At 61.1% G+C, this 26,771-nt stretch carries 25 protein-coding genes; 13 read left to right on the forward strand and 12 right to left on the reverse strand.

Going from position 1 to position 26,771, the window contains the following annotated elements; all coding sequences use genetic code 11:
- The first annotated feature begins 6 nt into the window (after positions 1–6).
- On the forward strand, positions 7–732 hold the full coding sequence (locus HX817_RS08745) for a dienelactone hydrolase family protein (protein ID WP_023659147.1): 726 nt from the start codon (positions 7–9) through the stop codon (positions 730–732).
- Positions 733–832: 100 nt separating this feature from the next.
- Here the strand turns inward: HX817_RS08745 and HX817_RS08750 are convergent, their stop codons facing one another.
- A complete protein-coding gene (locus tag HX817_RS08750; protein WP_003212789.1) occupies positions 833–1,093 on the reverse strand; it encodes a YebG family protein in 261 nt (86 codons plus the stop codon).
- A gap of 305 nt (positions 1,094–1,398) precedes the next feature.
- Between HX817_RS08750 and HX817_RS08755 the strand changes: the two genes are divergently transcribed.
- Complete coding sequence (locus HX817_RS08755) at positions 1,399–1,656, forward strand: DUF6124 family protein (RefSeq protein WP_008438570.1); 258 nt, start codon at positions 1,399–1,401, stop codon at positions 1,654–1,656.
- Positions 1,657–1,939: 283 nt separating this feature from the next.
- A complete protein-coding gene (locus HX817_RS08760; RefSeq protein ID WP_003212783.1) occupies positions 1,940–2,428 on the forward strand; it encodes a phosphate-starvation-inducible protein PsiE in 489 nt (162 codons plus the stop codon).
- On the opposite strand, the gene HX817_RS08765 is transcribed toward HX817_RS08760, so the two are convergent.
- The 3 genes from HX817_RS08765 to HX817_RS08775 all read right to left on the reverse strand — a co-directional run bounded on the left by HX817_RS08765 (position 2,425) and on the right by HX817_RS08775 (position 5,775).
- Entirely contained in the window at positions 2,425–2,742 is a 318-nt protein-coding gene (locus HX817_RS08765) for a DUF3509 domain-containing protein (protein WP_003212781.1), read from the reverse strand. The genes HX817_RS08760 and HX817_RS08765 overlap by 4 nt on opposite strands.
- A gap of 300 nt (positions 2,743–3,042) precedes the next feature.
- Entirely contained in the window at positions 3,043–4,338 is a 1,296-nt protein-coding gene (locus HX817_RS08770; RefSeq protein WP_177020374.1) for a serine/threonine transporter, read from the reverse strand.
- Between the two features lie 60 nt (positions 4,339–4,398).
- Complete coding sequence (locus HX817_RS08775) at positions 4,399–5,775, reverse strand: L-serine ammonia-lyase (RefSeq protein WP_003212777.1); 1,377 nt, start codon at positions 5,773–5,775, stop codon at positions 4,399–4,401.
- Between the two features lie 137 nt (positions 5,776–5,912).
- Between HX817_RS08775 and HX817_RS08780 the strand changes: the two genes are divergently transcribed.
- Positions 5,913–6,860: a LysR substrate-binding domain-containing protein gene (locus tag HX817_RS08780; RefSeq protein WP_003212775.1), complete on the forward strand. Its 948-nt coding sequence runs from the start codon at positions 5,913–5,915 to the stop codon at positions 6,858–6,860.
- Positions 6,861–7,071: 211 nt separating this feature from the next.
- Positions 7,072–7,482, forward strand: coding sequence for an HPF/RaiA family ribosome-associated protein (locus HX817_RS08785; protein WP_003212772.1), 411 nt, complete (start codon positions 7,072–7,074; stop codon positions 7,480–7,482).
- Positions 7,483–7,554: 72 nt separating this feature from the next.
- On the opposite strand, the gene HX817_RS08790 is transcribed toward HX817_RS08785, so the two are convergent.
- Positions 7,555–9,063, reverse strand: a complete 1,509-nt coding sequence (locus tag HX817_RS08790) for an MFS transporter (protein ID WP_177040118.1) — start codon at positions 9,061–9,063, stop codon at positions 7,555–7,557.
- Between the two features lie 104 nt (positions 9,064–9,167).
- Here HX817_RS08790 and HX817_RS08795 point away from each other — a divergent pair, with 104 nt between their 5' ends.
- Complete coding sequence (locus tag HX817_RS08795) at positions 9,168–10,040, forward strand: LysR family transcriptional regulator (protein WP_008438547.1); 873 nt, start codon at positions 9,168–9,170, stop codon at positions 10,038–10,040.
- On the opposite strand, the gene fecA is transcribed toward HX817_RS08795, so the two are convergent.
- The 3 genes from fecA to HX817_RS08810 all read right to left on the reverse strand — a co-directional run bounded on the left by fecA (position 10,041) and on the right by HX817_RS08810 (position 13,903).
- On the reverse strand, positions 10,041–12,386 hold the full coding sequence (fecA, locus tag HX817_RS08800; protein ID WP_008438539.1) for a TonB-dependent Fe(3+) dicitrate receptor FecA: 2,346 nt from the start codon (positions 12,384–12,386) through the stop codon (positions 10,041–10,043). It lies immediately after the preceding gene.
- Positions 12,387–12,476: 90 nt separating this feature from the next.
- On the reverse strand, positions 12,477–13,418 hold the full coding sequence (locus HX817_RS08805) for a FecR domain-containing protein (RefSeq protein WP_087695174.1): 942 nt from the start codon (positions 13,416–13,418) through the stop codon (positions 12,477–12,479).
- Complete coding sequence (locus HX817_RS08810) at positions 13,415–13,903, reverse strand: sigma-70 family RNA polymerase sigma factor (RefSeq protein WP_087695173.1); 489 nt, start codon at positions 13,901–13,903, stop codon at positions 13,415–13,417. Before HX817_RS08810 ends, HX817_RS08805 begins: the two co-directional genes overlap by 4 nt.
- Positions 13,904–14,062: 159 nt before the next feature.
- On the opposite strand from HX817_RS08810, the gene HX817_RS08815 reads away from it, so the two are divergent.
- The 6 genes from HX817_RS08815 (at position 14,063) to HX817_RS08840 (ending at position 20,335) form a co-directional block, all read left to right on the forward strand.
- Complete coding sequence (locus HX817_RS08815) at positions 14,063–14,365, forward strand: DUF3649 domain-containing protein (RefSeq protein WP_003212759.1); 303 nt, start codon at positions 14,063–14,065, stop codon at positions 14,363–14,365.
- Positions 14,362–15,936: a PepSY domain-containing protein gene (locus HX817_RS08820; RefSeq protein ID WP_177040119.1), complete on the forward strand. Its 1,575-nt coding sequence runs from the start codon at positions 14,362–14,364 to the stop codon at positions 15,934–15,936. Before HX817_RS08815 ends, HX817_RS08820 begins: the two co-directional genes overlap by 4 nt.
- Positions 15,937–16,263, forward strand: coding sequence for a DUF3325 domain-containing protein (locus HX817_RS08825; protein ID WP_003212755.1), 327 nt, complete (start codon positions 15,937–15,939; stop codon positions 16,261–16,263).
- A gap of 11 nt (positions 16,264–16,274) precedes the next feature.
- Entirely contained in the window at positions 16,275–16,835 is a 561-nt protein-coding gene (locus HX817_RS08830) for an RNA polymerase sigma factor (RefSeq protein WP_003212753.1), read from the forward strand.
- Positions 16,832–17,821, forward strand: a complete 990-nt coding sequence (locus tag HX817_RS08835) for a FecR family protein (RefSeq protein WP_177040120.1) — start codon at positions 16,832–16,834, stop codon at positions 17,819–17,821. The genes HX817_RS08830 and HX817_RS08835 overlap by 4 nt, the downstream gene beginning before the upstream one ends.
- A 273-nt stretch (positions 17,822–18,094) precedes the next feature.
- Positions 18,095–20,335, forward strand: a complete 2,241-nt coding sequence (locus HX817_RS08840) for a TonB-dependent receptor (protein WP_008438524.1) — start codon at positions 18,095–18,097, stop codon at positions 20,333–20,335.
- Between the two features lie 135 nt (positions 20,336–20,470).
- On the opposite strand, the gene HX817_RS08845 is transcribed toward HX817_RS08840, so the two are convergent.
- On the reverse strand, positions 20,471–20,821 hold the full coding sequence (locus HX817_RS08845; RefSeq protein WP_003212747.1) for a glutaredoxin family protein: 351 nt from the start codon (positions 20,819–20,821) through the stop codon (positions 20,471–20,473).
- The gene (yejK, locus tag HX817_RS08850) at positions 20,821–21,825 is read right to left on the reverse strand and encodes a nucleoid-associated protein YejK (protein WP_003212745.1); all 1,005 of its coding nucleotides are present in this window, start codon (positions 21,823–21,825) and stop codon (positions 20,821–20,823) included. Before yejK ends, HX817_RS08845 begins: the two co-directional genes overlap by 1 nt.
- A gap of 396 nt (positions 21,826–22,221) precedes the next feature.
- Between yejK and HX817_RS08855 the strand changes: the two genes are divergently transcribed.
- Positions 22,222–22,503: an HU family DNA-binding protein gene (locus HX817_RS08855; RefSeq protein ID WP_003212743.1), complete on the forward strand. Its 282-nt coding sequence runs from the start codon at positions 22,222–22,224 to the stop codon at positions 22,501–22,503.
- Between the two features lie 64 nt (positions 22,504–22,567).
- Here HX817_RS08855 and rlmF read toward each other — a convergent pair whose 3' ends face one another.
- Together rlmF and HX817_RS08865 are read right to left on the reverse strand one after the other, a co-directional pair.
- Positions 22,568–23,590, reverse strand: coding sequence for a 23S rRNA (adenine(1618)-N(6))-methyltransferase RlmF (gene rlmF, locus HX817_RS08860; RefSeq protein ID WP_003212741.1), 1,023 nt, complete (start codon positions 23,588–23,590; stop codon positions 22,568–22,570).
- A gap of 248 nt (positions 23,591–23,838) precedes the next feature.
- Positions 23,839–26,685, reverse strand: a complete 2,847-nt coding sequence (locus HX817_RS08865) for a valine--tRNA ligase (protein ID WP_177040121.1) — start codon at positions 26,683–26,685, stop codon at positions 23,839–23,841.
- Positions 26,686–26,771 lie beyond the last annotated feature (86 nt).

The following is a 26,771-nucleotide window of genomic DNA, read 5'->3' on the forward strand; positions in this document are numbered from 1 at the left end:
GTTGGCATGTCCAAACAAACAGCAGGGCGCTCCAGTGGGCGCATGATTACCTTCAAACGTCCGGATGGCGCTGACGTCAACGGCTACCTGGCCAGCCCGGCCGTACTCGAAGGCGCGCCGGCGATCGTGGTGATCCAGGAATGGTGGGGCGTAAACGATCAGATCAAGGGCGTGGCCAATCGACTGGCCGAATGCGGTTACCGCGTGTTGGTGCCGGACCTTTATCGCGGCGCGTCGACCGTGGAAGAGGAAGAGGCTCACCACCTGATGGATGGGCTGGATTTTGGTGACGCGGTTTCTCAGGACATCAAGGGTGCTGTGCAGTACTTGCAGGCGGATTCGAAAAAAGTCGGTGTGACCGGTTACTGCATGGGCGGGGCGTTGACGTTGCTGGCGTTGAACGCGATTCCGGAAGTGGCTGCGGGCGTGGTGTGGTACGGCTTCCCGCCGCTGGAGTATCTGGATGCTTCGAAGATCAAGGCGCCGCTGATCGGGCATTGGGGCACGCAGGATGCCTTCTTCAATATCGACACCGTGGCGGAGCTGGAGGCAAAACTGCATGCTGCGGGTGTGGACGCGACTTTCCATCGCTACCTGGCGCGCCATGCGTTTGCCAACGAGACGGCGATTGGTGATGGTCGGATTGCAGACACGCAATACGATGCCGCCTGGTCGCAACTGGCGTGGGACCGCACGTTGACGTTCTTCGGCAAGACCTTGTGGCAGGCATGACACATGTGAAAGGCATCAACGCATAACCTGTGGCGAGGGAGCTTGCTCAAAGCAAGCTCCCTCGGCCACAGCAAGCCCTTTCGCCACTACAGGCACTGCATCACTCAGCCGCTGGCTGCCCAATCTCCGCCAATGCACTCGCATTGTTCTTGAACGCCGCCGCAAACGCCGCGCGGTTCTTGGCCATGAAAATACCGGCATCTTCAGCCTGCTTCTCGCTCAAGCCTTCGACGTTTTTCAACAGCACTTCCATCAGGGACTCTGCCAGTTCAAGCATCTGGTCGTGTGCGTCGGCAAGTTTGCGATCCACGAATGTAGTCTCCAGGTCACGGGTACTGCGATACAGGGTTTCAACAGCCATTTTTCGGCCTCGTCATCGGTGCAGTATTGAAGGGAGTTGCCCTTGGTTCGAATGTCGCCAAGCGTTCTCGCGACTACTGTATTTATATACAGCTAAAAGCATAAGCCAATCCATGGGCTTTGGGTAGTGGCTTTTCAATGTAGCTGGCAAATGCTGGTTTGCCCTATCGGAAACTTCTCACAGGTTGGTGGGGTTGCAGGAGCGTCATTCAGTGGCTTACCTTCTCCGGGCTTCGCTTATGCGGTACACGAGTTTGGCGGCTCGAATTTAAGGAGCAAACATCTTGTAAATCCAAGGAATGCACCATGGTAAAAATGACTGCCTGTTTTTCTGAATCGCCTATAAAGCCGCCTACCGCGCTTTTCGCTGTGACCCCAAATACTGACACTGAAACATTACTCGCCAATGCCAGCGAAACCTTGAACAGTGCCCGTGAAATGGCCAGTAGCCTGGCTTTTGAGCTTGAAGGACCACAGCGAAGTTTGCTTCTGGCGATCCATCAACTGCTGGAAATGAGTGGTTTATTGGTCGATCAAGCGTTGGATCAAGTCGCCCCGACCTGACCTGAATCACCCGGTCACCTGGATCGTTCCCACGCTCTGAGTGGGAATGCATACCGTGACGCTCCGCGTCACCTCTACCCGAAACCCTGGGGCATGGGACGCGGAGCGTCCGGGGCGGCATTCCCACGCAGAGCGTGGGAACGATCATCGAGCAGCAAGATAAGTGCCTCATATCACCCCGCCACCATCTCACTTCCTGTTCCCTGGCCTTTTTTCTGCATGCAGAGAAACGGTCACGTCCAACCCGCATTATCCGGTCGAGCCGACCTAAGGAAGCATCATCGTGAAAATCAACTGGGCTGAAAACCTGCGCAAGACCGTGCACCAACTGGCCGAGTCCTTGGGAAATCTGTTCGTCGAGACCTTCCACTACCTGGCACTGTTCGCCATTGGTGCGGTGACCGCCTATGCCGCGGTGATGGAATTTCTGGGGATGCTGGAGACGGGGCACATCAAGATCGATGACATCTTGCTGCTGTTCATCTACCTGGAACTGGGGGCGATGGTCGGGATTTATTTCAAGACCAACCACATGCCGGTGCGTTTCCTGATCTACGTGGCGATCACGGCGCTGACCCGTCTGCTGATTTCCAACGTGTCCCACCACAACCCGCCCGACATCGGCATCATCTACCTGTGCGGTGGGATTCTGCTGCTGGCGTTCGCGATTCTGGTGGTGCGGTATGCGTCGTCGGCATTTCCGTCGGTGAAGGTCGAAGGCCCGCGCCGCAAGGGTGAAGCGAGCCTTGAAACAGAGAAGGGCGAGCTCTAGAACCCTGCGTTGAGCGGCGGCCTGCTGACCGGCGGCCGCTGCAGTACCTGGTGGCTGTCCCCATCGGTCATCACCGCCAATATCTCCATCGCGCTGTGCCCCTGCTCGATCGCAATCCCGAATTGCACACTCTGCACCAGCCGTTTCAGGCGCTGGGGGTCGTTGCGTTGTTCGGCGCTGATCATGCGTTTGGCCACGACGCCGTCTTCATCGGACAGGGTCAGCATGATGCTGCCGTCCAGCCGCTGGATGCTTAAATTGACCCGGTATTTCGGGGCGAAGGTGTCGGTGATGATCTGAAAAGGGTTGTCCATGGTGCGTTACCGCCTGATAAGAACATGCAGTCATTGACGACCGGTGTCGGGATTAGTTCGCGTTTCCTGACCACCGGCCATTCGCTCGCTGAGGTTTTCACAAGGTCCGTTTTCCTCAGTAGCTGTACAGCAAGGGGCGTGCCGTACAGCAATCTGCCTGCCATCAAATTTCCACTGTGGGAGCGGGCTTGCTCGCGAATGCGGTGTGTCAGCCAATGATTACTCGGCTGAACGACCGCTTTCGCGAGCAAGCCCGCTCCCACAGTGGGTGGGTGGTGTTTTTGAGTTCGGTGATCCGTTTCAGGGCATGACCGAAAAAACGATCGCAGACAGCGCAATCAAACCGATCAACACCACAAACACGTTGGACGCCTGGCCCGAGTACTGGCGCAGGGATGGCACTCGGCGGATGGCGTACATCGGCATCAAGAACAACAGGCAGGCGATGATCGGCCCGCCCATGGTTTCGATCATGCCGAGGATGCTCGGGTTGAAGGTGGCCACGGCCCAGCAGGTGAGCACCATGAACAGCGCGGTGCAGCGCTCCAGCCACTTGGCCGACATGCTGCGGTTGCGCCCGCGCAGGGATTTGACGATCAGGCCCTGGAAGCCTTCGCTGGCGCCGATGTAGTGGCCCAGGAAGGATTTGGTGATCGCCACCAGCGCGATCAACGGTGCGGCGTAGGCGATGACCGGGGTCTGGAAGTGGTTCGCCAGGTACGACAGGATCGAGATGTTCTGCGCCTTGGCGGCGGCGAGGTCAGCCGGCGACAGGGCCAGCACGCAGCTGAAGCAGAAGAACATCACCGTCAGCACCATCATGCTGTGGGCCATGGCCAGGATGCCGCTGCTTTTGCGTTCGGCTTGCGGGCCGTACACGCGTTTCTGGTCGACGGCGAAGGCGGAGATGATCGGCGAGTGGTTGAAGGAAAACACCATCACCGGGATCGCCAGCCACAAGGTCTTGAAGAAGGCCGGCAGGGGCATGCCTTCGCTGGCGGAGGCGAAGAACGCACCGTTCCAGTTGGGGATCAGGCTCACCGCCAATAGCAGCAGGGCGGCGACGAAGGGGTACACCAGCACGCTCATGGCCTTGACGATCACGCCCTGGCCGCAGCGCACAATGGCCATCAGGCCGAGGATCAGCACCAGCGACAGGATTGCCCGGGGCGGTGCAGCCAGGTGCAGTTGGTGTTCCATAAAGCTGGTCAGGGTGTTGGTCAGCGCCACGCTGTACACCAGCAAAATCGGGAAGATCGCGAAGAAGTACAGCAGGGTGATCAGCTTGCCGGCGCCGATACCGAAGTGTTCTTCCACCACTTCGGTGATGTCGCCGGATTTGCCCGACAACACAAAGCGCGTCAGCCCACGGTGGGCGAAGAAGGTCATCGGGAAGGCCAGCAGCGCCAGCACGATCAACGGCCAGAAGCCGCCCACGCCAGCGTTGATCGGCAGGAACAAGGTGCCGGCACCGATGGCGGTGCCGTAGAGGCCGAGCATCCAGGTGGTGTCGTGTTTGTTCCAGCCTTGTGTAACGGTGGTCGGCGTCAGGTCTACAGCGGGATTTTCGGCAGCAGGTGTACGTACATCGGTCATCGTTATTGCCTCGTTATTATTTTTGCGCGGGCTCACGTTGGGGCGATCAGGGAATGCTCCTCAGCACTCCACCCAGCTGACGGCCAGGCCGCCCCGTGAAGTTTCTTTGTATTTGTCGTGCATGTCGGCGCCGGTGTCGCGCATGGTGCGGATCACGCGGTCCAGGGAGATGAAGTGTTTGCCGTCGCCGCGCAGGGCCATTTGCGTGGCGTTGATCGCCTTGACCGCGGCGATGGCGTTGCGCTCGATGCACGGCACCTGGACCAACCCGCCAACCGGGTCGCAGGTCAACCCCAGGTTATGTTCCAGGCCGATTTCGGCGGCGTTTTCCAGTTGCTCCGGGGATGCGCCGAGCACGTCCGCAAGGCCGGCAGCGGCCATGGCGCAGGCGGAACCGACTTCGCCCTGGCAGCCGACTTCGGCGCCGGAGATCGAGGCGTTTTTCTTGCAGAGGATGCCGACGGCGGCGGCAGCCAGGAAGAAATTCACCACGTCATCGTCGGACGCGTCCGGGTTGAACTTCATGTAGTAGTGCAGCACCGCCGGGATGATTCCCGCCGCGCCATTGGTCGGCGCGGTGACCATGCGCCCGCCGGCGGCGTTTTCTTCGTTGACGGCGAGGGCGAACAGGTTGACCCATTCCATGGCCGACAAGGTCGAGGTGATGACGTTGGGTTTGCCGATTTCCAGCAGGCTGCGGTGCAGTTTCGCCGCGCGCCGTGGCACATCCAGACCGCCGGGCAGGATGCCTTCGTGGCGCAGGCCTTGTTCGACGCATTCACGCATCACCGACCAGATATGCAGCAGGCCGCTGCGGATCTCGGCATCGCTGCGCCAGGCCCGCTCGTTGGCCATCATCAGCTCGGAAACCCGCAGGCCGTGCTTGTTGCACAAGGCCAGCAGTTCGACGGCGCTGGAGAAGTCGTAAGGCAATTGCACTTCGCTGGTCGGCGCGATGCCGGATTCGGCTTCCGCCGCTTCGATGATGAAACCGCCGCCCACCGAGTAGTACGTCTGCTCGTTCAACAGGCCGTTTTCGCCGTAGGCATGCAGGGACATGGCGTTGGGGTGGTAGGGCAGGCTTTCGTCCAGCAGCAGGAGGTCGTGTTGCCAGTTGAAGGCAATCGACGTGCGGCCGCCGAGCAGCAATTGGCCTGACTCGCGCAGTTGCTGGATGCGTGGGCCGATACTGGTGGGGTCGATGCTGTCTGGCCATTCGCCCATCAGGCCCATCACGCAGGCGCGGTCGGTGGCGTGGCCGACACCGGTGGCGGACAGCGAGCCGTACAAGCGCACCTCTACGCGACGGGTTTCGTCGAGCAATTGCTGGTCGATAAGCGCTTGGACGAAGGTCGCCGCGGCCCGCATCGGGCCGACGGTATGGGAGCTGGAAGGACCGATGCCCACTTTGAATAGATCGAAAACACTGATAGCCATGCTAAACCCTTACAAGCAATGGAGTAGGAATCGCTGCCATGTTTTGTAGGACAAGCGGAATTGGCGCGATACTGAGCCTCTGGATCGGCACTGACCAACGAATTATCCTAAGACACCCTTTAGCAGGACTAAACCCTATGGCTCGCCCGCTTCATGGCCAGACCTACGTCTGGTTGCACGTTTTTTCCTGCGCGGCACGGCATTTGTCGTTCACCCGCTGCGCCGAGGAACTGCACATCACCCCGGGCGCGGTCAGCCAGCAAATCCGTCAGTTGGAGGAGCGTCTGGGGTTTCGCCTGTTCCATCGGCGCGCACGCGGGGTTGAGCTGAGCGCAGAGGGCCAGCGGTTGGCGATCACCGTGGGCGAGGCCTATGGCAGCATCGATGCCGAGTTGCAGCGGCTGGACGCCGGGATGATCAGCGGCACCTTGCGCCTGCGCTCGATCCCGTCGTTTCTCGGCAAATGGCTGACCCCGCGTTTGCCGCGTTTGCAGCAGCGCTTCCCGGATATCCAGCTGCGCATGGTTGCCGAAGACAGCAGCGTCGCCCTGCACGAGGGCGACTTCGACCTGGCCATCGACCTTAACGACGGCAGCTATCCCGGCTTGTTGTCCACAGCCTTGCTGGACGAGCAGATTTTCCCGGTGTGCGCACCGAGCCTGCTGCGGGGGCGACCGCCACTGCATGGCCCCGCTGACCTGGTGCATTTCCCGCTGCTGCACGACATCACTGCCTGGCGTGGGAGTTATGAGTACGCAGAGTGGGAGTTCTACCTGAACGCCATCGGCTATGACGCCGCCGACGTACGGCGCGGTCATACCTTCAACCGCAACCACCTGACCATCGAGGCGGCGATTGCCGGCATGGGCGTGGCGATTGCCCGGCGTACCTTGCTCAATGACGAACTGGAACGCGGCACCTTGATCGTGCCATTCGGCCTCGCCGTCCCCAACCACAAACGCTATGTGCTGCTGTACGCGCCGGGTGCGCTGAGCCATCCGGGCGTGCGGGCGGTGCATGACTGGCTGGTGGAGGAAGCGGAGATTTTTCGCGGATTGCACCCGTTGGGAGAGGGGCAATTGTAAGGAAGTTGGCGGTAAGAAGATGTAACCAACTCCCCACCCTAACAGCGTTTTTGGTTGTAGTCAGGGTTAATTTGTAATGTGGGATTTATCTTTGCAAAGGGGTTGAAATGTTCCTCTGTCTGCTCAATTGTGTAATCAGGAGGTCATGGTTTTCACCCATCCGGTGAAGCAGGAATGGCCTTCGGCGAGCTAGCTGAAATAAGGGAAAACTATGCAAATCCAAGTCAATAGCGATAACCATATTGAAAGCAGCATCCGACTGGAGGAGTGGGTACGTACCACCATTGAGAGCACGCTCGAACGTTACGAAGAAGATCTGACCCGCGTCGAGGTTTACCTGCGGGACGAGAACGGTGACAAGCCCGGCCCACACGATCTGAGTTGCCGACTGGAAGCACGGCCAAAAGGCCATCAACCGCTTTCGGTCCTCCATAAAGCCGATACGCTGGAACAGGCGATCGATGGCGCAGCGACCAAGCTGGAGCATGCCCTGGAGCATCTGTACGGCAAACTGCGCGGCAAACCACGCGCCGCGGGTCAAAGCCTGCCCAATACCAAGGCCGACGAGGCCGAGCTAGAAGAGGAATTCCTGGAAAACGAACAGGCTGCGCTTAACGGCTGATAGCTGATACTTTTTTCAACCCCACTGAAAACGGGCCTGCAGATGCAGGCCCGTTTTTTTATGCGCAAAAGGTCAGCGCGGGCTGCGCCGGAAAAAACAGGCGCTCAAGGCCGCCAGTGCGCACGCTCCAACGCCGGCATACAACATGGCCCATCCCGCACCGTTGCGCAGCGCGGCCTGGGCGATCAGTGGGCCCTGCGGCAACACGTCCAGCTTGCCGGCGGCGATGTCCTGACTGAGGGTGGCCAACTGTGCCGTGCCAGGCAATACGCCAGCCAGGTAATGAGCGATCCCGAGTATCAACACCAACCCCATCAACGCGATATTCAGCGCCAGGGTGATCAGACGTGCACTGAAGTCGATGCCCGAGGCCATCCCTGCGCGGTCGGATGAAACTGAGCCGGTGGTGGTGTTGGTGGTGGGCGAGTTGGTAAACGCCAAGCCGCTGCCGGCAATCCCACAGGCGATCAGGACCCATACCACACTGGGCTGGCCGCTATGATTGATCGCCGCCATTGTCACAAACCCCACGCCCATCAGGCCCAGGCCCAATGGAATGATGCGTTCGGCGCCATAGCGCAGGGCCAGGCGTTCAGCCAGCGGCGGCACCACCAACGTGGGCAGGGTATAGGCGAGCAGGGCGAGCCCGGTGAGCATGGTGTCGTAGCCCAGGCCGGCCTGGAAATACAGCGGCAGGTAGATCATGAAGGGCCAGAAGCTGAAGTTCATGCCGATCGAGCCCATCAGCGCGCCGTTGAAGCGCGGGATGCGAAACACCGAGAAGTCGAACATCGGATGCAGGCTGCGCCGCTCGACAACCACGAACAACAACAGGCTGCCCACCGACAGTCCGGCCCAGCCGAGCATGGCCGGGGTGGCAAAGCCGCTCTCGGTGCCCTGGGTGATGAAATAAACCAGGGCGAACACTGCCAGGGTGAGGGTGGCCATACCGGCTATATCGAGGCGATGGGCCGCCGGGTCACGGGATTCCTGCACGCTGATGCGCAGCAACACCAGGGTGAACAAGGTCAACGGCACATGCACCAGGAACACCCAGCGCCAATCCGCCACCGCCAGGATCAATGCCCCCACCATCGGCCCGAAACCCAGGCCCACCCCGGCGATCACGCCCCACACCGCAAAGGCCCGGGCCCGGGTCGCCGGCTCGCGGAACTGGTGCGACAGGATCGCGAACTGGCAGATCATCATCGCCCCGCCACCCACGCCCTGGACAAAACGCGCCGCGATCAGCGTGGACGCATCGTTCGCCAGCCCGCAGGCGAGCGAAGCCAGCCCGAATACCCACAGGCACAGCACCAGCATGCGTCGGCGGCCAAAGCGATCGGCCAATGTGCCGGCGGCCATCAGCACGCTGGTGCAGGCCAGGGTGTAGGCGTTCATGATCCATTGGGCGTCCTGGAAGCCGGTGCCCAGTTGCTGCTCAAGGGTGGGCAGGATGACCGGCACGCTGGAAATCTCCAGCCCGAACATCAGCGCCACCAGGCACACGGCGGTGAGCGCAAGGCCGTCCCGGGCGGTACGTGGCGGGTTGATGGCGGATACAACGGCGTCGGGTGGCATGGCCTCTTCCTTTCAATGGGGGAAGGTGTCATTTTCACGGGAACCTGATTCTTTATTAGCGATACTTCTTCCTGTGATAAGGGAATATAGGGCGACAAACGATCATGGCCACTCCGCGTTTTGATGGTGTTGAACTGTTTTTGCAGATCGTCGAGAGCGGCAATCTGACGGAGGCCGCCGAACGGCTGAACCTCACGCGCTCGGCGGTGGGCAAAGGCTTGGCACGTCTGGAAGCGCGGCTGGGGACGTCTTTATTGCAACGCTCCACCCGGCGCCAGCGTTTGACCGAAGACGGGCAGGCCTACTACGAGCACTGCCTGCGTGCACTGGCAGAGCTGGAAGCGGCTGAATCCGTGCTGGAAAGTGGCCGCCAGCAGCCACGAGGGCGGTTACGGGCGAGCCTGCCTTTGGCATTCGGCCACCACTATGCGGCGCCTGCGTTGTGGGGGCTGATGGACCGTTTTCCGCAACTGGAAATCGAGATTTCCTTCTCCGACCGATTGATCGACTTGGCGCAGGAAGGCTTCGACCTGGCGGTGCGCATTGGCGCATTGCCTGACACCGACCGCTTGAGTGCACGTCGCCTCGGCGAACAGGCGATTGCCCTGGCGGCGTCACCCGCGTACTTGCAGCGCACACCTCGTATTGACTCCATCGACGACCTGGCCGGGCACCGGGGCATTGCCTATCGCAGCAATGCCCCGCACCGCGAGCGAGTCGCCTCGCCGTTGATCCTCGATGACCTGCAGGCCGTGGCCGATGCCGCCATCGCCGGGGTCGGCCTGGCCTGGTTGCCCAGTTGGCTGATCGCCCACTACGTGTTGCGCGGGCAACTGCAGGCGGTGCTGCCGGGCCACCGCGAGCAACCGATGCCGATCCATGTCATCTGGCCCACGGCGACGCACATGCCGGCCAAGACCCGTTGCGCCATCGACGCGTTGGTGGCCGGCACACCGTCGTGCCTGGCGGGTAGCTGATCAGAACGCGATGGACGTCTGCACATACAGCGTGCGCGGCTCGCCGACGTATTTGCCCTTGTTGTTATCGTCAAACGAGCGGGTGTAGTACTGCTTGTTGAAGATGTTTTTCACACCCACCGCCACGTTCAAATCCGACAGCTGCGGGCCAAAGTCGTACGCCGCGCGGCTGCTGAACAGCATGTAGCCAGGAATGCGTCCGGTGCTGCCATCAGCACTTTCTGCTTCAGTGTTGGCGTTGTCGGCAAACTGGCTGCTCTGGTAGCTGCTGTCCACGTTCAACTTCCAGCGACCTTCGGTGTAACCCACACCCAGCGTGCCCTTGTGCTTGGAGGAGAAGGGTACGCGGTTGCCTTTGTTCGGGCCGTCTTCGCGGATGGTGGCGTCGACGTAGGCGTAGGTGGCGTACACATCAAAACCGGCGAGCGCCGGGCTCAAGCCGTCGAGGGCGTAGTTGATGCTGGACTCGATGCCCTGATGGCGGGTTTCGCCGCGGGCGATCACGGTGTCGTTGGTCTGGTTGCTGTCGTACTGGTTGTCGAAGTTGATCAGGAACGCGCCGATCTCGGCGCGCAAGGTGCCGTTGTCATAGCGTGTGCCGAGTTCCCAGGTGCGGGCTTTTTCCGGCTTCACTTCGCCACTGGTCACGCGGTTGGGCATCTGGCTGTACTGCACGCTGCCGAACGATCCTTCGGTGTTGGCATAGAGGTTCCAGTCGTCCGTCAGGTGGTAGAGCACGTTCAACGCCGGCAGGGCGGTGTTGTAGTCACCCTTGTATTTGACGTTGCTGAGGTTGTTGGTCTGCTGGGACTCGATCATCTCGTAGCGGATGCCCGGGGTGATGGTCCATTTGCCGATATCAATCCGGTCGTCGACGAAGAACGCATTGGCTTCGGTGCTGCCCCGGGTGTCGCGGTCGTTGCGGCTGTCGGTGGTCGGCAGTTGCTGATTGGCGGTAATTGGCGTGCGGTAGCGCAGTTCGTGGCCGGCCTCGTTGATGTAGCGGTAGCCCACGCCGACTTCGTGGCTGGTTGGGCCGAGGTCGAAGCCTTGGGCGAAACGGGTTTCCAGGCCGCGTACCCAATACTCGCGGGGCGACAGGGAGAGGAAATTGCCCTGGTCCAGGTAACCGCTGCGCAGGGTGGTGGTGAAGAAGCTGTTGACCGTGAATTCCCGGCGATCTTCCTGGTAGCGATAGCCCGCGTTGAACATGGTACGCCGGCCCCAGAACTGGTCGTAGGGGCGGGTGGACTGGTACGGGTCGGCCTTGTAGGCCGCGGTGCTCAAACCACCGGGCATATCGGCCTTGCCTTCGTAGTACTGCGCCATGGCGTTGAAGCTGTTGGCGTCGTCCAGCTGGTACTTGCCCTTGAGGATCAGGTCGTCGATGCGGGTGTCGCTGTTCTCGCGCCAATCACCACCACGGGTGCCGGAATACAGGATCGCGCCGCCCAGGCCGTTGTCCGCCGTGCCGCCGGCCAGCAGGTTGCCGGTGGTCTTGAAGCCATCGTGGCTGGAAGACGGGCTGGTTTCGGTTTGCAGGCCGCCTTTCACCGTTGGCGCATCGGGAATCGCGCGCGTGACGAAGTTGACGATGCCGCCGACGTTCTGCGGGCCATAACGCACTGCGCCGCCGCCGCGTACCACGTCCACGGCATCCATGTTGCCCATGCTGATGGGCGCGAACGACAACTGCGGCTGGCCATACGGCGCGAACGGCACCGGGATGCCGTCCATCAAGACCGTGGAGCGCGAGGCCAGGCGTGGGTTGAGCCCGCGAATGCCGAAGTTCAGCGCCATGTCGTGGCTGCCGGTGCCGTTGTTTTCCGGGGCGTTGACCCCGGGAATGCGGTTGAGCACGTCGCGGGCCTGGGTGGCGCCCTGGCGTTCGAATTCTTCGCGGCGGATCACGTCCCGGGCGCCCGGGTGCTCGAAGACGTTGGTTTGTGCCGCGTCCCCCAGCCAGTCGCCGACCACGTTGGAGGTGCCCAATTCGAGGGTGGCCGGAGCATTCGCCGGTTGCAGGCTGAAGGCGTTGTTGCCCTCGGCACGGGCTTGCAGGCCGGTGCCTTTGAGCAACGCATTCAAGCCTTCTTCAGCGGTGTAGTTGCCCGACAGGCCAGGGCTTTGCACGCCGGCAGTCACGTCCGAGCCAAATGAAATCAGCACGCCGGCTTCCCGGCCAAATTGATTCAGCGCCGCTTCCAGTGACGTAGGGGCGATGCGGTAGGGCTTGGCGTCGGCCGCCATTACGTAGGGAACGGTGCTGAAACTGAGGCTGGCCCCCAGCAACAAGTGGCGCAGGGTGCGGGCGAGTGGCGTCAGGCGAGTCGGTTGCTGGGGCATGAAGTGCGGTCCTGAGAAGGAAGGATCAAGGTGGCTTTCCTTCTCTGTCACGCGAGGTGCGGAAAACGGCTCACGGGGTTTGAAAATATTTCAGGCACGGGCTTCGACAGTGACCCAGTAGCGGGTAAACCGCCGGACCCTGACCGGCAGGCTGACTTGCAGCAGGTCCAGGATTCGCTCGCTGTCGTCCAGCGGGTAGCTGCCGGAAATCAGCAGGTTGGCCACCTGCGGGTCGCAATTGAGCTGGCCACGGCGATAACGGCTCAATTCGGCGAGGAAATCTTCCAGGCGCATGTGGGCCGCCACCAGCATGCCGTCGGCCCAGGCGCCGCTGCCGGCGTCGGTGGGGCGGGCGGTGTCCCAGCCTTTGCGGGTGAAATTGACCTGATGGGCTTTCTCCACCGACAACGGCAAACCGCTATAGGTGTTGGGCATCACGTCAACGTGCCCATCAAACACCGCCAGTTGTGTGTGATCGTTGAATTGCCGCACGTTCAGCCGCGCCGCCTGGGCGCTGAGCAGACCCTGGGAAGTGATGACCCGCAGCGGGGCGTTGCCGGGTTTGGCGGTCAGCAGGATTTCGCCTTCGAGCAGGCGGATCAAGCGTTGCTGGCCATCAAAATGCACATCCACCGCACTGCCGGTGTTGAGCTGCAACTGGCTGCCATCCGCCAGCTGGAACTTGCGCCGTTGGCCGATGGGGCTGCGGTAGTCGGCACTCAACGGCGGCAATATATGTTGCTGGCGCAAACCCCAGGCCGCTGCCGACCCGGCGCCGAGTATCAGCAACAACTTCAGGGCCTGACGACGACTGTTGGATTTCGGTGCATTCAAGGCGGCGTGGGCCAGGGGTGATGGCATCCCGCGCAAGCGCTGGTTCACTCGCTGGATGTGCTCCCAGGCCCGCTGATGTTCGCTGTGGGCGTCCAGCCACTGTTGCCAGGCCGCCTGTTTGCGTGGGTTGAGCGGGCCCTGCTGCATTTCCATCAGCCAGTGCACCGCTTGTTCGGCGACTTGCGTTGAGAAACTCATAGGGCGAAGTAGCAGCGCATCGCCGCTTTATTCAGATGGCGCTTGACCGTGGCGATGGAGATGCCCAGTTCCGCGCCGATTTGCGCGTAGGTCAGGCCGTCGAGCTGGGACAGCAGGAACGCGCGTTTGACCAGGGGCGCCAGGCCATCCAGCAACTGGTCCAGCTCCATCAGGGTTTGCAGGATGATTGCCCGCTCTTCCTCCGACGGCGCCACGTGTTCGGGCATTTGTGCCAGGGCGTCGATGTAGGCGCGCTCCAGGTCCTGGCGGCGGTAATGGTTGCACAGCACACGCTTGGCGATGGTGGTGAGGAAGGCGCGAGGTTCGATCAGCGTCGGTGTTTCCCGTGCGGTGAGCACGCGGATGAAGGTGTCCTGGGCCAGGTCGGCGGCGCTTTCCGGGCAGCCGAGCTTGCGTCGCAACCAGCCGGTAAGCCAGTGGTGATGGTCGTGGTACAGGACTTCGACGGTGTTGGACGGCTGCAACGCGCACACTCCGGCAGCATGGGCATGCTTTAGAGAACAAGAATTGTTCGCATTGTAGGGCGCGCAGGCGGGTTCGGCAATTGCCAGTGATGCGTTCTCTTTTGCTTATGAGAACCTTTATCATTAATATTGCGCACTGACGAACCTGGCGCCTTGTGCATGAAACGCAAAACCTCACTTCCCGTTTCCTACCGTCTTGCCGTGACGTCGCGGGTGCTGGCGGCTGTGGTCGGCGGTTACCTGCTGGCCTCGCTGGCCAGCGTGTGCATGACGCTGTGGCTGCCCACCAGCCGCGCCGATGCGGTGATCAGCGGCATGCTGAGTTCGTTTGTGTTCTACCTGTTGGCAGTCATCTGGTGCTTCGCCTGCCGCACGGCCTGGCGCGCCTGGTTTGGCGTGTTGCTGCCCAGCGCGATAATGGCCACGTTCGCCGGGTTGGCGTACTGGATGGCGCGCACATGAAAGAGGGCTTCCGCCAGGCCATGGCCTGGTTGCACACCTGGGCCGGGCTGATCTTTGGCTGGCTGCTGTTTGCGATTTTCCTGACGGGCACCCTGTCGTATTTCAAGGACGAAATTACCCACTGGATGCAGCCCGAAGTGCAGGCGCATCCCGTCGATGACGCCCGTAGCCTGGCCGCCGCCCAAACCTATCTGCAACACCAGGCGCCCAATGCCGCGCGCTGGTTTATCACCTTGCCGAGCAGCCGTGAGCCGGGCCTGTCGGTGATGTGGCAAGACAAGGTCGACCCGGGCAAGCGCGGCAATTTCGTCGAAAAACTTCTCGATCCCGTCAGCGGCCAGCAGGTCCAGGCCCGGGAGAGCATGGGCGGCGAATTCTTCTATCGTTTCCACTTCCAGCTGCAAATGCCGTATCCCTGGGGGCGCTGGCTGTCGACCATCGCCGCGATGGTGATGTTCGTGGCGTTGATCACCGGGATCATCACCCACAAGAAAATCTTCAAGGACTTCTTCACCTTCCGCCCGCGCAAGGGCCAGCGTTCCTGGCTCGACGGGCACAACGCCGTGGGCGTGCTGGTGTTGCCGTTCCACTTGATGATCACCTACAGCAGCCTGGTGATTTTCATGAGCATGGTGATGCCGGCGAGCATCCTCGCTTCCTACGGCAACGACACCCGTGCGTTCTTCAACGATGTGTTTCCGGCCACCGACAATGCGCCGGCCCTCGGCCAGCCGGGGCAATTGCTGCCACTGGGTCCGATGTACGAGCAGGCGCGCGAGCAATGGGCCGGCGGGCATGTCGGACGGCTGGTGGTGAATAATCCAAGCGATGTAAACGCCTCGGTCAATGTGTTCCGCGCCGGGTCGGATCGAGTGGTGCATGACTTTGGCAGCACCGTCTCATTCAACGGCACCACCGGCGAACTGTTGCGGGTGAGCGGCGAGCAGTCGCTGCCGGCGGCGATTGGTGGCAGCTTCTACGGTTTGCACATGGGCCATTTCGCCGGCCCGGTATTGCGCTGGCTGTATTTCATCTGCGGCCTCGCGGGCACGGCAATGATCGGCACCGGGCTGGTGATGTGGCTGGGCAAGCGTCAGCTCAAGCACACCAAAACCGGTGTGCTGCCCTTTGAGCTGCGGCTGGTGGACGTGCTGAACATCGCCAGCATGTCCGGCTTGATGATCGCCATCGCTGCATTCTTCTGGGCCAACCGCCTGTTACCAGCCAGCTTTGCCGGGCGCTCGGACTGGGAAGTACAAGCCTTCTTTATTGCCTGGGGCCTGAGCGTCCTGCACGCGATTGTTCGTCAGGGGCGCCGCGGCTGGGTTGAGCAATTGAGTGTGGGCGCGCTGCTGTTTATCGGCGTGCCGGTGCTCAACGCGCTGACCACGACCCAGCATTTGGGTGTGACCCTGGCCAACGGCGACTGGGCCATGGCCGGCTTCGACCTGACGTGCCTGGGCAGCGGTGTGTTCCTCGCCTGGGCTGCCTGGAAAATGCAGCACCGCCGCGTCCCTCAGCCCAAGGCCGAACGTGCCCGGCCATTGACCCTCAAGGGCGAGGTGAACTGAATGCTCCTGGCGCTATTGCTGTGTTACGCAGGGTTTACCGCGTTGTGCCTGTCCATGGACCGGCACCATGGCGAACTGCTGCACAGTAAACCTTCGCCTCGTCGGCGCCTGGGTTTGCGCGTGGGCGGCTGGCTGCTGTTGATTGTCTCGATCTGGCCGGCGGTGCTCGCGACCGGGTGGAGCCAGGGGTTGGTGGAGTGGTGCGCGGTCTTGATGCTCAGCGGGTTGTTGCTGGTGTTGCTGTTGCCGTATCGGCCAAGGCTGGCCTTGATCCTGGCGGGCCTCGGCCTGCTGGCCAGTCCGGTTGCGGCCTTCGCGACCCTTTGAGTCCACCGTTGATGATCACCACGCCTCCCGAACACCCAGAGCAGCACGCAGACGCGGCGGGCGGACGGGCGCATTTCCTGCAGGTGTTCCTGTCCCAGCGCTCGCAGATGGAAGCGCTGGTCAGCCGCCGCGTGGGCTGCCGTGCGACGGCGGCGGACCTGGTGCAGGATTTGTTCCTGCGCTTCTGGCGCCGGCCGCTGGTGCAGGTCGAGGAACTCAGCACCTACCTGCTGCGCTGCGCCGGCAATATCGCCATCGACCACCTGCGCAGCGAAGGCGCCCGGGTGCGCAGCAGCGAAGGCTGGCTGCCGGAACAACAGGATAACCAGGGCTGCGAACCCCAGGCCGCGCTGGAGGCGGGCAATGATCTGCGTCACGTTGAAGCAGCCTTGCGCAGCCTGCCGGAACGTACCCGGCAGATTTTCCTGCTCAACCGCATCCATGGCCGCAAGTACGCGGAAATCGCCAAGGCCATGGGCCTGTCCCAAAGCGCCGTGGAAAAACATATGATGCGTGCCCTCGAAGCCTGCAAGGCCAGCCTTCGTGAACCATCGCCAAGGAAAGCCCCGTGAACCCCACCGCCAGCGTCACCCCGACGCCCGACCAGGAACAGGCCGCACTGGCCTGGTTGAGCCTGTTGCATGACCAACCCAGCAGTGGCGACCAGGCCACGTTCAGCCGTTGGCTGCGGGCCGATCCTGCGCATGTGGAAGCCTACGCCCAGGCCCAGGTGCTGTGGGAATTGAGTGAAGTACCGGCCAGAACGTTGGCGGATGAAGATGCCCTGGCGCTGCAGGGTTACTTGAACGCGATGAATACCTCGAAACGCTCCAGCGTGCGGCGCTGGTCTGGCGCCCTGGCCATGGCCGCCTGCCTGCTGGTGATGATCTCGATGGGCGCCGGCTGGCAGCCGTCACGCTGGGTCGATGACTTCGGCGCGGATTACGTCACCGCGCCGGGTGAGGTGAAGACCGTGACCCTGGCCGATCAAAGCCAGGTCACCCTGGACGCCGACAGTGCGATCGCAGTGGATTTCAAGCATGGCGAGCGCCATATCCAGCTACGCCGTGGCGCCGGTTTTTTCAGTGTGACCCACACTGGCGAATCCTTTGTGGTCGAGGCCGGCAGCGGCGAAGCACGGGTGCTCGGCACGCAGTTTGAGGTGCGCCTGCAACCGGCAGGTGCGCAGGTGACGGTGTTGTCCGGTCGGGTTGGGGTAACGCCGTCGAAGTATGCTCAGCAACAGATTCTGACGGCCGGCCAGCAAGTGGCCTACGTCGACGGTGTCGCCGATGAGCTGCACGCGGTCGACAGCGAGTCGCGCCTGGCCTGGCGCGATGGTTGGCTCAACTACTACAAGGCGCCGCTGGCCGATGTGGTGCAAGACCTCGGCCGCTACTATCCGGGGCGCATTCTGCTGCTCAACGAAGACCTCGGCGCCCGGCGTGTCAGCGGCAGTTTCCCGAGCAAGGACCCCCAGGCGGTGCTCAATGCGTTGCAGGCGGTCTTGGGGTTTGAACAACACTCGCTGCTCGGTCGGATGATCGTATTGCGCTAGATACAGAGCGCTACGCCGCAATGGCGTGGCGCTGTCATTACTTGCACCACCTTCCCTTGAAAATCCCCATGCCTTGGCACATCCGTGTGTGTGGACCTTTCATTTAACCTTCATCGCAATCGCCAAAACCTGTAACCAAATCGTTACGTGATGCACGGATGATCCTCGGATTCCTGAGCAGGTGGTCAGGAAGATTGGCGGCGCTGTTCACCCGGCCGAGATCGCCAATACCTCCCCCATAACAACAGATAGATGCATGTAAGGGATCTACTCGTGACCTACAACAAACTCTATGCCCTGCTTTTAGCATCGGGCCTGGGCGGCTTTGCGCCGCTGGTTCTGGCAGACGATTCCCAGGATGTCGGTTCGGTGCACGTCGCCGGCGAACGTACCCTGGGCACCGGCCACATGATTCAGGAAGAAAGTGCCAAGGCCCGGTCCACCGTGACCAAGGAAGCCATGGACGAAATGTCCCCGACGGCCAACGCCATCGACAAGCTCAAGTACACCCCGGGCATCAACGTTTCCAACGACGACGCCAGCGGCATGAGCGGCACCAGCTTCACCATGCGCGGCATGAACTCCGACCAGGTCGGGGTTTCCATGGACGGCGTGCCGATCAACGACTCCGGCAGCTACGGTGTTTACGCCAACCAATTGGGCGACCCGGAAAACGTCGGCGAAGTATTTGTCACCCAGGGCTCCTCGGAAGCGGACGGCCCGCACATTGGTTCCAGCGGCGGCAACATCGGCATGGTCACCATTCGGCCGACCAAGGAGCCGGGGCTGTTCGTCAAGCAATCCATGGGTTCGAACAACCTGACAAAGTCCTTCGCCCGTATCAACACCGGCGACCTCGGCGGCTTCAAGACCTGGGTGTCGGCCTCTCACACCGAAGGCGACAAGTGGCGCGGCAAGGGCACCTTGCGGGGCGACAAGGTAGAGTGGAGCACGCTGTTCGAAGACGACAACGGCAACACCAGCAACTTCACCATGAAGTACAACACCCAGGAAAACTACAACTACAACACGCTGAGCAAGAGCCAGTTCCAGCAACAGGGCCGCCGCCTGGATTACGCGGAAACGCCGGTCTACAAGAACGGATTGCTGTCGTCTTCCTACAAGCTCAACCGCAACCCATTTGAAAGTGTCATGACCACCTTCACCCAGCGCTGGCGCCTGCGTGATGACCTGGCCCTGACGGTTGCGCCTTACTACTACTGGGGCAACGGCGGCAGTTTCAGCGGCCAGACCGCGACCAACCTGGGGCCGAAGTCCGACAAGAGTGGCAACTACGACCTGAGCAACCTCAAGTCGGCCAACTACTATCGCCCCTCGTGGACCGAAACCTGGCGCCCTGGCGTGACGGTCAAAATGAAATGGGACATCAACGAGGAGCACAGCCTGGATTACGGCTACTGGTACGAGCGCGCTCGCCAGCGCCAGACCCAGCCGTATATCGGGATCAACAGCGAAGGTGCACCGGACGACGTCTGGGGCGATTACAACAGCGGCGGCCAGGTAGTCGACAAGAACGGCAAGACTGTCCAGGGGCGTCATCAATACACCGTGACCCCGGCCCAGAAGCTGTGGGTGCAGGACAGCTGGCAAGCCACGCCAGACCTGAGCTTTGTCGGCGGGCTGGCGTACCAGTACGTCGAACGTGACGGCGACAACCTGGGTAGCCTGTACGACAAGCCGGAAAAGCGTAACGCCCGCTACCATCAGTTCCTGCCGAACTTCAGTGCCAAGTACCAGGTCGACGAGAGCAACCAGGCGTTCTACAACGTCACTCGCAACATGCGCACACCGCAGAACTACGTGCTGTACAACAAGGGCGATTCCCTCAACCTCAACCCCGAGCTGAGCTGGAACCAGGAACTGGGCTGGCGCTACACCGAAGAGAAAATGGCCCTCAGCGCCACCCTGTTCTACATCACCTTCAAGGACCGTCAGCTGTCGACCACCGACTTGAACGGTGACTACGTGATGGCCAACGTCGGTGACGTGACCAACAAAGGCCTGGAGTTGGAGTGGAGCGGCCTGCTGCCGTACAACTTCAACTACTACGCGTCGTACACCTATACCAAGTCCGAGCAGCAGGACGACTTTGTCAGCAAGAACGTGTTGTTGCCGACCAAGGGCAACCAGTTGGCCAACGTGCCGGAAAACATGCTCAACCTGGTGTTTGGTTACGACGACAAGCGCTACTACGGCAACATTGCCGGCAAGTATGTCGGGGCGTTCTACGGTGATTTGACCAACAACGAGAAAATCTCCGGGCGCACCGTGTTTGATCTCAACGCCGGTATCTACCTGCCGGTGGACAAGAAGGTCTTCAAGTCGGCCGCGCTGCGCTTCTCGATGCTCAACGTGTTTGATAAGGAATACTTGAGCTCGGCGCGCACCGTGTCGTTCAACTCGGCGCCGGTAAATGGCCTGGCGGCCAGCTCGGCGTATTACAACGTGGGTGAAGAGCGTACGGCGATGGTTTCCCTGGAGGCCAATTTCTAACGCGTACGCAAACCCAATGTGGGAGCGGGCTTGCTCGCGAAAGCGGTGTATCAGTCGCCAGATGTATTGACTGAACCAGCGCATTCGCGAGCAAGCCCGCTCCCACATTTGATCTGCGGTATTTTACAGAGTGAGTTACTTCAGGGCCGCCATGATCGCTTCCGGGTTGTAGTCGCGAATCAGCGTGCCGTTCACGTCCACAAACGGAATCCCGCCGCCCCCCAACGCCTCGTACGCCTTGCGCGCCTGGGCGTCCTTCTCGATATCGAACGCCTGGTAGGGAATCCCCTTGGAATCCAGAAAGCGCCGGATCTGTTTGCAGTAGCCGCACCACTCGGTGGAATACAGCACCACGCGCGCTGCCGCGCGTGTCTGCTCCGGCACCACCTGGGAGGGGTTGAACAGCCGCTCGATCTTGCCCCAGTTCTGGAAAACCACCACCACCAGCAACACCAGCAGGACTTTCTTCAGAACCCCGCCCAGCATCAGTTGCGACGCTTGAGCTGGTCGGTCAGCTGGGTCGGCAGGCCCTTGATGATCAAGGTGCCGGCGGCTTCGTCGTATTCGATCTTGTCGCCCAGCAGGTGCGCTTCAAAGCTGATGGACAAGCCTTCGGCACGCCCGGTGAAACGGCGGAACTGGTTGAGGGTGCGTTTATCCGCCGGGATTTCCGGCGACAGGCCGTAGTCCTTGTTGCGGATGTGATCGTAGAAGGCTTTTGGCCGATCTTCATCGATTAACCCGGACAGCTCTTCCAGGCCCATCGGCTCGCCGAGCTTGGCCTGGCTGCTGGCGTAGTCCACCAAGGTCTTGGTTTTCTCGCGGGCGGATTCGTCCGGCAGGTCTTCGCTCTCGACGAAGTCGCTGAAGGCCTTGAGCAGGGTGCGGGTCTCGCCTGGGCCGTCGACGCCTTCCTGGCAGCCGATAAAGTCGCGGAAGTACTCCGAGACCTTCTTGCCGTTCTTGCCCTTGATAAACGAGATGTACTGCTTGGATTGCTTGTTGTTCTGCCACTCGGACACGTTGATGCGCGCGGCGAGGTGCAGTTGGCCAAGATCCAGGTGGCGCGACGGCGTCACGTCCAGCTGGTCGGTCACGGCCACGCCTTCACTGTGGTGCAGCAGGGCGATCGCCAGGTAATCGGTCATGCCCTGTTGATAGTGGGCAAACAGCACGTGGCCGCCGGTGGAGAGGTTGGACTCTTCCATCAGCTTCTGCAGGTGTTCCACCGCAATGCGGCTGAAGGCGGTGAAATCCTTGCCGCCGTCAAAATACTCCTTCAACCAGCCGCTGAACGGGTGCGCGCCGGACTCGGCATGGAAAAAGCCCCAGGCCTTGCCTTGTTTGGCGTTGTAGCTCTCGTTGAGGTCGGCAAGCATGTTCTCGATCGCGGCCGACTCGGCAAGCTCGGAGTCGCGGGCGTGGAGAACTGCAGGGGTGCCGTCGGGTTTTTTGTCGATCAGGTGGACGATGCAATGACGGATCGGCATGGGCTTCTCGGCTGGTTGAAGGGGAGGGGGGGGCTCCCGGAAAAAGTCGTCAGTGTACCGCACCCGCTGGGGATGGCGCTGTTCGGAGGGCGTTTTGAGCGCCATCCGACGGGCCATATGCCTTTTTTTCACGGTTTAGAGCGATAAAGCTGACCAAATGGGTATGTTGAGGCGGATATTTCCCCGTCTCTGTGCTAGTTTTGCCCCGTCTTACGCGCAGTCTGGGCGTTAAGCGTGCATTCAGCATTTGTCAGGTCGAACCAAACCCGGTTTCAGGTATCTATAACCCCGATCTTCGTGGTTATAGCCCTTGGGTGCCAGGCCTTGATGGCAGGGCTCGATGGCTGACACTGCACTCTGCAATCCAAATGAATTTGATAGGGAAGGAACACCACAATGGCTATTACTAAAGACCAACTGATCGCTGATCTGGCTGAAGCTGTAGACGCACCGAAAACCACCGTGCGTGCTCTGCTGGACCAACTGAGCCAGATCGTTGCTGATCAGCTGGAAAACGGCGGCGAAATCACTCTGCCAGGCGTTGGCAAACTGAAAGTGACCGAGCGTCCTGCCCGTACTGGCCGTAACCCTTCGACTGGCGCTGCCATCGAAATCGCTGCCAAGAAAGTTATCAAGCTGGTTGTGGCCAAAGGCCTGACCGACGCTGTTAACAAGTAAGACGCAGCAAAAAAAACCGTGCTCCGGAGCGATCCGGGCACGGTTTTTTGTTGCCTGCGATTTATCAGTCTTTACGGGCCCAACGCTGGCGCCATACCTGTTGCTCGCTCGGGGTCTGGAACGTCCAGGCGACGAAGCGGCTCTGCTTCTGGCCCTGGGACATTTCCACCACCTGGCTTTCCAGCACACCGGCCTTTTTCAGCGCTGTCTGGATCGCCGGCAAGTTCGACGCTTTCGACACCAGCGTGCTGAACCACAGCACCTTGTGCTGGAAATGCGCGCTTTCAGCGATCAACTGCGTCACAAACCGCGCTTCACCGCCTTCACACCACAATTCCGCCGACTGGCCACCGAAGTTCAGCACCGGCAGCTTGCGTTTCGGATCAGCCTTGCCCAGTGCGCGCCATTTACGCTCGCTGCCCTTGGTCGCCTCATCCATGGACGCGTGGAAGGGCGGGTTGCACATGGTCAGGTCAAACCGCTCGCCCGGCTCCAGCAAGCCCAGCAGGATCTGCTTGGGATTGGTTTGCTGGCGCAGCTGGATGGCCTTGTTCAGCCCGTTGGACTGCACGATCGCCTTGGCGGCGGCCACGGCCGTCGGGTCGACTTCCGAGCCGAGGAAATTCCAGCGGTACTCGCTGTAGCCAATCAACGGATAGACGCAGTTGGCGCCCATGCCGATGTCCAGCACCTTCACCGGCGCGCCACGGGGGATCACGCCTTCGTTGACGCTGGCCAGCAGGTCGGCGAGGAAGTGCACGTAGTCGGCACGCCCCGGTACCGGTGGGCACAGGTAGTCAGCCGGGATGTCCCAGTGATTGATGCCGTAGAACGCCTTGAGCAACGCCCGGTTGAACACCCGCACCGCGTCTGGGCTGGCAAAGTCGATGCTTTCCTTTCCGTACGGGTTGATGATTACGAATTGCGCCAGTTCGGGCGTGGTCTTGATCAGCGCCTGGAAGTCGTAACGGCCCTGGTGGCGGTTACGCGGGTGCAAGGTGGCCTCTTTGCGCGGAACGACGGGCTTGGCCGGCGTACTGGATTTTGGCTTCTTGCGCGGTGCTTTGGGTGTGCTGGGGGCGGTCATGGGCTGCGTCGATTCTGCGTTTGTTTCAAAAGTGGCGGGTATTGTCACACATTCCTTGGTCGAACTCGGTCAAATGTGGGAGCTGGCTTGCCTGCGATGCAGGTGACTCGGTGTATCTGCCAGACCGAGGCGATGCCATCGCAGGCAAGCCAGCTCACACATTGGTCGGGTTTCCAAAGAGAAACAGCGGTGTTTTTCCAAGCAAAAAAAAGAGACCCGAAGGTCTCTTTTTCCGCACGGGCAGCCCCTTACAGGCTGGAAATCCGCGCGTGTTGCTCCGCCAGCTTGCCCAAAGCCTGTTCAGCCTCAGCCATTTTGGCGCGTTCTTTCTCGATCACTTCAGCCGGAGCCTTGTCGACGAACGCCGCGTTGGACAGCTTGCCGCCCACCCGCTGCACTTCGCCTTGCAGGCGCAGGATTTCCTTGTCCAGGCGCGCCAGTTCGGCACCCTTGTCGATCAGGCCGGCCATCGGCACCAGCACTTCCATCTCGCCCACCAGTGCGGTGGCGGACAGCGGTGCTTCTTCGCCAGCGGCCAATACGGTGATCGACTCCAGTTTCGCCAGCTTCTTGAGCAGCGCGTCGTTCTCGGTGAGGCGACGCAGGTCTTCGCTGCTGGCGTTCTTCGCGAACACGGCCAGTGGCTTGCCCGGACCGATGTTCATCTCGGCGCGGATGTTGCGCGTACCCATCATCAGGGTCTTGAGCCACTCGATATCGCTTTCGGCCGCCTCATCAATGCGGGCTTCGTTGGCCACCGGCCAAGGTTGCAGCATGATGGTCTTGCCGTCTTTGCCCGCCAGCGGCGCGATGCGCTGCCAGATTTCTTCGGTGATGAACGGCATGAACGGATGCGCCAGGCGCAACGCCACTTCCAGCACGCGTACCAGGGTGTGACGGGTGCCGCGCTGACGTTCGATCGGCGAGTTCTCGTCCCACAGCACGGGCTTGGACAGTTCCAGGTACCAGTCGCAATACTGGTTCCAGATGAACTCGTACAGGGCCTGTGCCGCCAGGTCGAAGCGGAACTGGTCGAGTTGACGGGTCACTTCGGCTTCGGTGCGCTGCAACTGGGAGATGATCCAGCGGTCCGCCAGGGACAGCTCGATGGCCTCGCCGTTCTGGCCGCAGTCTTCGCCTTTATCCAGCACGTAGCGCGCGGCATTCCAGATCTTGTTGCAGAAGTTGCGATAGCCTTCGACGCGGCCCATGTCGAACTTGATGTCGCGACCGGTGGACGCCAGCGAGCAGAAGGTAAAGCGCAGGGCGTCGGTGCCGTAGCTGGCGATGCCATCGGCGAACTCGTCGCGGGTCTGCTTCTCGATCTTCTTCGCCAGTTTCGGCTGCATCAGGCCCGAGGTGCGTTTCTGCACCAGGGTTTCCAGGTCGATGCCGTCGATGATGTCCAGCGGGTCCAGGACGTTGCCCTTGGACTTGGACATCTTCTGGCCCTGGCCATCACGCACCAGGCCGTGCACGTACACGGTCTTGAACGGTACCTGCGGGGTACCGTCTTCGTTTTTCACCAAGTGCATGGTGAGCATGATCATCCGGGCAACCCAGAAGAAAATGATGTCGAAGCCGGTGACCAGCACGTCGGTGGAATGGAATTTCTTCAGGAATTCGGTCTGTTGCGGCCAGCCGAGGGTGGAGAAGGTCCAAAGGCCCGAGCTGAACCAGGTGTCCAGTACGTCGTTGTCCTGTTGCAGCGCCACGTCCGCGCCAAGGTTGTGCTTGGCACGTACTTCTGCTTCGTCGCGGCCCACGTAGACCTTGCCCGACTCGTCGTACCAGGCCGGAATCCGGTGGCCCCACCACAGCTGGCGGCTGATGCACCAATCCTGGATGTCACGCATCCACGAGAAGTACATGTTTTCGTACTGTTTCGGCACGAACGCGATGCGGCCGTCTTCCACGGCAGCAATTGCCGGCTCAGCCAAAGGCTTGGTGGACACGTACCACTGGTCGGTCAGCCAAGGCTCGATGACAGTGCCGGAGCGGTCACCTTTCGGTACCTTCAGGGCGTGGTCGTCAACGCTCACCAGCAGGCCGGCAGCGTCGAAGGCGGCAACGATCTGCTTGCGCGCTTCAAAACGGTCGAGGCCGGCGTATTCAGCCGGGATCTTGCCGTCGATGCTCTCGTTCAGCGTGCCGTCGAGGTTGAACACCTGGCAGGCCGGCAGAACAGCGGCGTTTTTGTCGAAGATGTTCAGCAGCGGCAGGTTATGGCGCTTGCCGACTTCGTAGTCGTTGAAATCGTGGGCCGGGGTGATTTTCACGCAGCCGGTGCCGAATTCAGGGTCGCAGTAGTCATCCGCAATAATCGGGATGCGACGGCCAACCAGCGGCAGCTCGACGAACTTGCCGATCAGCGCCTGGTAGCGCTCATCGTTCGGGTTGACCGCGACGGCGGCGTCGCCGAGCATGGTTTCCGGACGGGTGGTGGCGACGATCAGGTAATCATTGCCTTCGGCGGTCTTGGCGCCGTCAGCCAGCGGGTACTTGAGGTTCCACAGGAAACCTTTCTCGTCGTGGTTTTCCACTTCAAGGTCGGAAATCGCCGTGTGCAGCTTGGTGTCCCAGTTGACCAGGCGCTTGCCGCGGTAGATCAGGCCGTCTTCATGCAGGCGCACGAAGGCTTCCTTCACGGCTTCCGACAGGCCGTCGTCCATGGTGAAGCGCTCGCGGCTCCAGTCGACGGACGAGCCCAAGCGACGGATCTGACGGCTGATATTGCCGCCGGACTGATCCTTCCATTCCCAGATTTTCTCGAGGAATTTCTCGCGGCCCAGGTCGTGACGGTTCTGGCCGGTGGCTTCCAGTTGGCGTTCCACCAGCATCTGGGTGGCGATACCGGCGTGGTCTGTACCTGGTTGCCATAGGGTGTTGCGACCCTGCATGCGGCGGAAACGAATCAGGGCATCCATGATCGCATTGTTGAAGCCATGGCCCATGTGCAGGCTGCCAGTGACGTTCGGTGGCGGAATCATGATGGTGTAGGCATCGCCCGCGCCTTGCGGAGCGAAATAATTCTCGGACTCCCAGGTCTGGTACCAGGAAGTTTCAATAGCGTGCGGCTGGTAGGTCTTATCCATGCGCGGCGGGACCCTAGTTGGCATTAATTCAGGAAAGCCGACAAGTATAACGGGGGATAGGGGAGAGGGGTAGGAGCGAGCTTGCT

It is taken from the genome of Pseudomonas sp. C6002 (genome assembly GCF_013385805.1).
Classification (GTDB): Bacteria; Pseudomonadota; Gammaproteobacteria; order Pseudomonadales; family Pseudomonadaceae; genus Aquipseudomonas.